At 36.6% G+C, this 8,578-nt stretch carries 6 protein-coding genes; 4 read left to right on the plus strand and 2 right to left on the minus strand.

The genetic code is table 11. From position 1 onward, the window contains the following. Positions 1 to 500 precede the first annotated feature (500 nt). Positions 501 to 974 carry a low molecular weight protein-tyrosine-phosphatase gene (locus DWA31_RS08945; protein WP_281268627.1) on the plus strand — a complete coding sequence of 158 codons (474 nt, stop codon included), beginning with the start codon at positions 501 to 503 and terminating at the stop codon, positions 972 to 974. Positions 975 to 1,076: 102 nt separating this feature from the next. Here DWA31_RS08945 and DWA31_RS08950 read toward each other — a convergent pair whose 3' ends face one another. Further along, a complete protein-coding gene (locus tag DWA31_RS08950) occupies positions 1,077 to 2,123 on the minus strand; it encodes a 3-deoxy-7-phosphoheptulonate synthase (protein ID WP_114326255.1) in 1,047 nt (348 codons plus the stop codon). A gap of 164 nt (positions 2,124 to 2,287) precedes the next feature. Further along, positions 2,288 to 3,097, minus strand: coding sequence for a posphoenolpyruvate synthetase regulatory kinase/phosphorylase PpsR (gene ppsR, locus DWA31_RS08955; protein WP_114326256.1), 810 nt, complete (start codon positions 3,095 to 3,097; stop codon positions 2,288 to 2,290). Between the two features lie 509 nt (positions 3,098 to 3,606). Here ppsR and ppsA point away from each other — a divergent pair. The 3 genes from ppsA to DWA31_RS17190 all read left to right on the plus strand — a co-directional run bounded on the left by ppsA (position 3,607) and on the right by DWA31_RS17190 (position 8,488). Next, positions 3,607 to 6,003: a phosphoenolpyruvate synthase gene (gene ppsA / locus DWA31_RS08960; protein WP_114326257.1), complete on the plus strand. Its 2,397-nt coding sequence runs from the start codon at positions 3,607 to 3,609 to the stop codon at positions 6,001 to 6,003. A 1,303-nt stretch (positions 6,004 to 7,306) separates the two neighbouring features. Next, entirely contained in the window at positions 7,307 to 8,014 is a 708-nt protein-coding gene (locus DWA31_RS08965) for a Crp/Fnr family transcriptional regulator (RefSeq protein ID WP_114326258.1), read from the plus strand. 330 nt (positions 8,015 to 8,344) lie between these two features. Beyond that, positions 8,345 to 8,488 (plus strand): hypothetical protein, encoded by a 144-nt coding sequence (locus DWA31_RS17190; RefSeq protein WP_168427317.1) that lies wholly within the window; start codon positions 8,345 to 8,347, stop codon positions 8,486 to 8,488. Positions 8,489 to 8,578: the final 90 nt, after the last annotated feature.

Genomic DNA, 8,578 nt, shown 5'->3' on the forward strand with positions numbered 1-8,578 from the left:
TTAAAGTATCTATAACAAAGCATCCTGCTTCATGTTGTTGCCAACATAATTAAGCGTAGAGCAAAAAATTAGCATTGCAAATATTTAAATTAAATAATCAATGCGTGTGCCATTGCCGGAACAACACAATATAATATCAGCATAAACAAGAAAGAGTGGACTTCTTAATATCTATTGAATTGCCGTCAGTAACCGGAAACCCAAAGAGTAGTTCAACTGTCACTATCACTACACATAAATTTCCTGTCAGATGGAACTCTTGGCTGGGTAGTTAACAGTAATAATTCAGATACAATTTATAGATATTTTATAAATTAAGTTATTAAATGAGTCATGGGAATACCGAAAAGTATCCTATGAATATCCTAAAACTAACTTTATTTATCCCTAAAATAAATGTAACCTATTGATACCTATAAAGTTGATGTTTTGGCCTAAATAACACAGTTGTATGTGCGGAATAGTGCGTTAAGTGTTTGATTATAATAAAGGAACTTATTTTGAAAGACTTAAATAACGTTAAATCCGTATTGTTTGTCTGTATGGGCAATATTTGCCGCTCTCCTAGTGCCGAAGCTGTTTTTAGCCACAAGGCGAAAGCTCAAGGCTTATCATTGAAAATTGATTCTGCTGGAACTGTTGGTGCACATGCAAAAGAAAAACCTGATCACCGTGCCCAGAAAGTTGGCGTTGAGCGAGGTTATTCTTTTGATGGCTTAAAAGCACGTAAAGTAAAAGTAGAAGATTTTGACAATTTTGATCTTATTCTAGCGATGGATAATGACAATATTGAAAATCTAAAGAAAATAGCTCCTACACACTTACAACACAAAATTTCATTGTTTTTAGAGTTCGCCAAAAACAATGAAGAAACCGAAGTGCCTGATCCGTACTATGGCGGTGCTAATGGCTTTCGTTTTGTTCTCGATTTAGTTGAAGATGCCAGTGATGGTTTGTTAGCAAAACTAAAGTAATTGAAATGAAGGAAATGTGATAAGAAAAGGGAAGTGATCGGTAAGGCTTGATGTTTAGCCGAACCGATTTAACATTTGAATCACAGCTGATAACTAATTTGGCTATCTTTGTCTTATCGCATCGGCGAGCAAAGCTAAAATATCTTCACTAACCGCTAAATCGACACAGGCATCGGTAATACTTTTACCATAAACGAGTGGAGTCTCTGCTTTAACTGCTTGATTACCCGCTTCAATAAAACTTTCTATCATTACACCAAAAATACTTTGCTCGCCTTGACTAATTTGATCTGCAACAGAGCGTGCAACATCAATTTGTTTATTATGATCTTTGTAACTATTACCATGACTACAATCTATCATGATTTTTTGCTTTAGCTCGGCTTTTTCTAATTTTTCACAAGTATCGTTAATATCTTTTTTGTGGTAATTAGGCTCTTTGCCACCGCGTAAAATCACATGAGAAAAAGGATTTCCATGGGTACGGTAGATACACATTTGTCCACTTTTATCCGGTGAATACAGTACATGAGGAACACTGGAGGCCTTAATTGCATCTAAGGCTATTTTAACGTTGCCGTCAGTGCCATTTTTAAAACCAACAGGGCATGAGAGTGCAGAAGCAAGTTCTCTGTGTACTTGGCTTTCAGTGGTACGGGCGCCAATCGCACCCCAGCTAATTAAGTCAGAAATATACTGACCAGTAACCATGTCTAAAAATTCAGTACCCGCAGGTAAGCCCATTTCATTTATATCGACTAATAATTGTCTGGCTAAGTTAAGCCCTTTAGCCACATGAAATGACTTATCAAGATCAGGATCGCTAATTAATCCTTTCCAGCCAACAGTAGTGCGAGGTTTTTCAAAATAAACGCGCATTACTATAAGTAACTCATTACGGTACTTATCGCGTAATAATTTTAGATGCTTTGCGTAGTCAATGGCAGCCTCGGTATCGTGTATAGAACACGGACCAATAATAACTAATAAGCGTTTATCTTCGCCACGGATAATGGCTTCGATTTCTCGACGACTTTGCATTATAAAGTCTGCGGTACTTTCGCTTAAAGGGATTTGCTGTGCTAATTGGGCAGGAGACACTAAGTTTTCAATTAAACTTGTGCGTAGTTCATCAGTTTTAATAGTCATGAAATTTTATGCTTTTTTAAGACGATATTGTTTATGTTGCACTTAAGTTATTATATTAAAGCGCGTATAAACGTAATTATGCGCGCTAACATAGCTAAATTAATCACTAATGTGAACCATTTAACTAATAATAACTATGATTGTTTGATATAAATTATTATCCGTTAGTATTTATATCGTTGAAGGCCGGTTTCACTCAATATTTTAGCGGTGATCTCTTCTACTGAAAATTTAGTGGTATTGAGAAATGGTATTTTCTCTTTTTTATAGAGTTTTTCAACTTCACGTACTTCCATGCGGCACTGTCTCGGTGAAGCATATTTGCTATTTGACATTCTATTATCACGAATATCAATTAATCGTTGGGCATCTATTGTTAAACCAAACAATTTCTTTTTATAGGGTTTTAAAAAGCTTGGCAGTTGCAAGTCATCCATGTCTTCATCGGTAAAAGGGTAGTTTGCCGCTTTTATACCGTATTGTAGTGCCAAATACAGTGAACTTGGCGTTTTCCCTGAGCGTGAAACACCTACTAGTATCACGTCGGCCTCTTCATAATTTGTAACTTTAGAGCCATCATCATTCGCCAGTGCATAATTTACCGCCTCAATACGGTAATCGTAGCTGTTTTCATGAATGCTGTGGGTTCTATGCGCCTTGGGTTTTGCTTTCATATCAAGTTGTTGCTCAAGCGGTGCGACAAATTGTTCTAAAAAATTGTAAATAACGCCATCACAGCTGTCGATAATTTCGCGGATATCATTGTTAACAAAGGTATGGAAAACTAACGCAGGCTCTTTACTGCGTGCACAGACTTTATTAATTTTTTCTTTAACCTCTAACGCCTTTTCAATTGTCTCAACAAAGGGAATAGTTTGATGTTCAAATTCAGTGGGAAATAAAGAAAGTAGGGCATGACCAAATACTTCAGAAGTGATTGCCGTTCCGTCGGAAATATAGAAAGCTGTGCGCATGTAAAACCCCTTATATAAATTATGGTGATAATGAGAATGAAAACTTTTAAGTAATACCCAAATCACTTTAAAATGCGAGTTTCAGGACGCCTGAGCGGATCATGATCAAGGCACATCTTTTTATTAATGGTTGCTCCATTAAAAACAGATGTAACAATGAGCATGTTTTGCTCAGTCATCCCAGCAGGGCTGGTTTAGAAACGTTTTATGCTGCGTTATTGATTTTGAGAAGGACGCTACATGGATGTAGCTAATTAGAGAATGCAGGAGCATATTCTCCTGAAAAACCATTCTCTTCAATCAATGCCTTGCCTAAAGACGTTTCTAATTCCAGCTGAATCCTGCATTTTGAAGTAACTTGGCTATAAGTTCTATTTTAACTTTTAGTTTTTTATGCTGGCAGTGTAGAATGTCTCCAGTTATAAATATAGTGCTACAAATAAATAAGTATATTTAGTCTTTTAAATAAATAGATTTATTCTTTTACTGACTCTCAATGGAGAATTGTTGTGCAAGAAAACGTACTTTGGTATGAAAACTTAGGAATGGGTGATGTAGACCGCGTTGGCGGTAAAAATGCGTCACTTGGTGAAATGATTTCAAACTTAGCGAATGTGGGTGTGCAAGTGCCTACTGGTTTTGCTACTACCTCTTTTGCTTTTAATGAATTTTTAGAGCAAAGCGGTATTAATGAAAAGATTTATCAATTGCTTGATGGCCTTGACGTTAGTGACTTAAAGGAACTAGCAAGGTGTGGGCAAACTATTCGCCAATGGATTATTGACACGCCTTTCTTGGACGCAATGCAAAAAGATATTGAAGCTGCCTATGGAAAGTTAGCAGGCGAATTTTCTGATGATGCTTCGTTTGCCGTACGTTCATCAGCCACTGCTGAAGATATGCCAGACGCTTCATTTGCAGGTCAACAAGAAACGTTTCTTAACGTGCGTGGTTTTGATGCTGTAATGATCGCCATTAAACACGTTTTTGCTTCTTTGTTTAATGACCGTGCTATTTCTTATCGTGTCCATCAAGGCTACGATCACCGTGGTGTTGCTTTATCTGCGGGCATACAGCAAATGGTTCGTAGCGATATATCATCTTCGGGTGTTATGTTTTCTATTGATACTGAATCAGGCTTTGAAGATGTAGTTTTTATTACTTCTAGCTTTGGTCTAGGTGAAATGGTAGTGCAGGGCGCAGTTAACCCGGATGAGTTTTATGTGCATAAACCGACACTTGCTAAGGGCAAGCCTGCGGTAGTACGTAGAAATATTGGCAGTAAAGCGATTAAGATGGTTTATACACAATCTCAAGAGCACAGCAAACAAGTTGAAATTGTCGATATTGAAGAACAAGACTCTAACCGTTTTTCACTAACGGATGAAGAAGTACAAGAGCTTGCTAAGCAAGCGGTGATCATAGAAAAACATTATGGTCGCCCAATGGATATTGAATGGGCTAAAGATGGCTTAGATAAAAAACTTTATATTGTTCAAGCACGCCCAGAAACAGTAAAAAGTCGTGAAAACGCTAATACCATGGAACAATTCCAAATAAACAGCCAATTACAAGCAACGGCTAAAGTTATTTGTGAAGGTCGCTCAATTGGACAAAAAATTGGTAGTGGTACGGTTAAAGTCTTAGCCTCTTTAGCTGAAATGGACAGGATCCTTCCTGGTGATGTGTTAGTGACAGACATGACAGATCCCGATTGGGAACCTATCATGAAACGCGCTTCAGCCATTGTGACTAACCGAGGCGGCAGAACCTGTCATGCGGCAATTATTGCTCGTGAAATGGGTATTCCTGCGGTTGTTGGTTGTGGCAACGCAACTGACGTTATTAAAGAAGGTGATGAGGTTACAGTTTCTTGTGCTGAAGGTGATACGGGCTTTATTTATCAAGGTAAGTTGGATTACACAGTAACCACTTCTGAAATTGATGCCATGCCAGAATTACCGCTAAAAATAATGATGAATGTTGGTAACCCAGACAGAGCGTTCTCTTTTGCTAAATTGCCGCATTCAGGTATTGGTTTAGCGCGTTTAGAATTTATCATTAATAAAATGATTGGTGTTCATCCAAAAGCTTTATTGAACTTTGATAGCCAGTCTGCCGATTTACAAGATGAAATTAACGATATCATCGCAGGTTATGAAAGCCCTGTAGAGTTTTATATCGCTAAATTGACTGAAGGTATTTCAACACTTGCTGCTGCTTTTGCACCAGAAAAAGTAATAGTGCGTATGTCTGATTTCAAATCAAACGAATATGCGAATTTGGTTGGTGGAGAAGAATACGAGCCAGATGAAGAAAACCCTATGATTGGTTATCGTGGTGCTGCTCGTTATATTTCAACCGATTTCCGTGATTGTTTTGCCCTTGAATGTGAAGCACTTAAGCGTGTTCGTAACGACATGGACTTAACAAATGTTGAAGTGATGATCCCGTTTGTTAGAACACTTGAAGAAGCATCTCAAGTTATTGATATTTTGGCTGAGCATGGTTTAAAGCGTGGCGAAAACGGTTTACGCATTATTATGATGTGTGAGTTACCGTCAAATGCATTACTTGCAGATCAATTCCTCGACTATTTTGATGGTTTCTCTATCGGCTCAAATGACTTAACCCAGTTGACTCTTGGTTTAGATAGAGACTCGGGTTTAATTGCTCACTTGTTTGATGAGCGTGATCCAGCTATTAAAGCATTATTGTCAATGGCAATTAGTGCATGTAAGAAGCGCGGTAAGTATGTGGGTATTTGTGGCCAAGGGCCTTCTGATCATGAAGACTTTGCTGCATGGCTTGTAGAGCAGGGTATTGATAGCGTATCACTAAACCCAGATACGGTATTACCAACGTGGTTATACCTTGCTGATAAACTAGCGGAAAAGACAAACTAATAGGTGTTATCAAGTTAAATATCACTTAAATTAGCGAATATAAAATGAGTCTACTGTTTAATTAGGCTCATTTTTTTTGCCTGTTTTTTACACTCTGATTGTGTCCGTCCGGTAAATGTTAGTCTACCTTATACCAAATCAAATAAGTTTCTTCCCAACTCAGAGCTTCATTTGGAGGATAAGAACAAATAAAATTTGTGATGATCTAGTCATTCTACATCAAACAAATTTGTGCGGTTATTGTGCTACAAATGAGCTCACAAGGGCGAGTTTAAAAGGCTTTTATGCTACGTTATTGATTTTGACAAGGACGCTACATGGATGTAGCTAATTAGAGAATGCAGGAGCATATTCTCCTGAATAACCATTTTCTGCAATCAATGCCTTGCCTATAAGCCTTTTAACTCTCGCTGAGTGGGAACAAACTTAATTGAATTGGTATTATTAATATCATCCTCAATTTACTATTGAGGATGAACGATGAGCAGAAGAACGTTAGCAAATTGGAAGCGATTAATTGAATTACAGGGAGAGAGGGCCTTTCAATTGCTGTCTCTAATTCCAGCTGAGTCATGCACTTCGAGTGGAACGGCTATAATACCAATTTCACTAACTTTGTGATCATTTCTACTGGTTAAAACAACCAACTACTTCGTTATTTATTTATGTGTGTCGCCAAATAGCAACAACAATGACTTTATCATTAATATCACATTAACAATTGATTTTTAAACAGTTTAATCGTGCATTAAAGTATGTTTTTTTATTAAATTATTTATAAAAGTTATAACTGTCTCTCGTTGGCAACAGATTAACTAACACCTTTTGTTTTATTTTAATATATCCCTTTTAAATCAATGTGCTGCGGTATTGGTATGCCTTGTGCACTATGTAAAATGAGGGAACCCATCAAACCAGGATAACAAAGTAAGAAGAAATCTGAGAGTTAAGCGCTATTGTTTGAGATAATATCTTCGCCAAAAAACAAAACAAAAACAGTGTTTTTCAAGGCAGTTGTCGCCTTAACTGTTAAGCAGCTTCCTTATGTTGCTCTGGATTTAACTCCACAGCATCCCACAGTATGCTAAACAACAGATATCTACTCCTGTTTCAGTAAAATGAAAGTACCTATCAACCAACACTTGCCAAAGAAAAAAAATATCACCAATATCAGGTATTCCCCTATGATGTTATTTGTAAATATAGCGCATCCTTATTTGAGTAAATGTAGTTTTCATTTATTCATGTATAAGCGCTTAGCATGACATGACCAGACCGTAGTTTCGGTAAAAAGGACGATTGTATGTTTAAAATCACAAGTAATACTTATACTTCAGAGGATACTTGCAGCACGTGTGTTAGGAAAAATGATTGTATTGTGTGCAAAATCAAAACATTTTCTCTCAGTTTAAAGCCTATACACTCTCAACTGTTTAGAGCCAATGACCATCTATTTCGTGTCGGTGATAAATTAGAAAGCTTGTATGTTATCAAGTCAGGTTCGGTGAAAACATACATCACCAATTATGCAGGTGAGGAGCAAATATTAAACTTTTATGGTCCAGGAGATATTTTGGGGCTCGACGGGTTATCCAGCAATGAACATACGTCTACGGCGCTATCGTTAGAAACCTCATCAGCCTGTGCTGTACCATTATATAAATTAGAAGAAGCTTTTGATCAACTGGTACCCCATTGGTTAATTGAATATGCTCTGAATAAACTCAAACAAGAGAGCAAAAATATTAATTTGTTAGGTAAAAAAAATGCGAATACGCGTATAGCCTCATTTTTACTCAAACTGTCTGAAAATCAGAAGATGCTCGGTTGTTCTGAAACAGAGTTTGATTTAAGTATGTCTCGTGATGATATAGGCAATTATTTAGGCCTTGCTTCAGAAACAGTCAGTCGTACATTAACGAACATGAGCAAAAAGGGTTGTGTACAGTTAGATAGGCGACATATAAAGATTATAGATACACAGCATTTGCATACGCTAGCCGAAAGTTAAGGAGAATATTTAATTACCTCACCAACAAACATACTGGGTGCTGGCTGACAAAAATCAGGGAATTAATCTATTGTCGTGTTACGTTCTTAGTATGGATATCGTACTTATTTATTGATTTACTGAGTATTTTATCTTAATTGAAAATATTGCTAGGAATCATTTTTTTTGAAGCGAAACTATCTAGTAATAGTCGAATTATGCAGCAAATAAATTGATAAATCTTCCATGGTCAATTAATTACAAAGTAAAAATTTCTAATAAATGGGGTAACTCCTCTGTATTTGTGAAAGTACTTCTCCAATTTTGCAATATGTAGAAGAGTACCAATTTATGCAAGATAAAAATGTTCAATATATACCAAATGAAAATTTTTCTACTAAATATGATTTTGTAAAAAATATTGATGAAGAAACCATTGTTGATTCATTAAAGATTAATATCCCCCTGTGTCAGGATTGTTGTCGCCTCAATTAATTTAGTAAATAAACAGGGAGCGGTAAGTTAACAACAGTGTACTATCAAAGGCATTCAAGCCAATTTAAAGAAGCAATATTAAATAAACTA

The sequence above is a fragment of the Candidatus Colwellia aromaticivorans genome (genome assembly GCF_003333305.1).
Taxonomy (GTDB): domain Bacteria; phylum Pseudomonadota; class Gammaproteobacteria; order Enterobacterales; family Alteromonadaceae; genus Colwellia; species Colwellia aromaticivorans.

Coding starts and splice junctions, on each gene's coding strand:
- DWA31_RS08950 (WP_114326255.1), bottom strand. CDS start 2,123: ATGACTATTAAAACTGATGAACTACGCACAAGTTTAATTGAAAACTTA.
- ppsR (WP_114326256.1), bottom strand. CDS start 3,097: ATGCGCACAGCTTTCTATATTTCCGACGGAACGGCAATCACTTCTGAA.
- DWA31_RS08965 (WP_114326258.1), top strand. CDS start 7,307: ATGTTTAAAATCACAAGTAATACTTATACTTCAGAGGATACTTGCAGC.
- DWA31_RS17190 (WP_168427317.1), top strand. CDS start 8,345: ATGCAAGATAAAAATGTTCAATATATACCAAATGAAAATTTTTCTACT.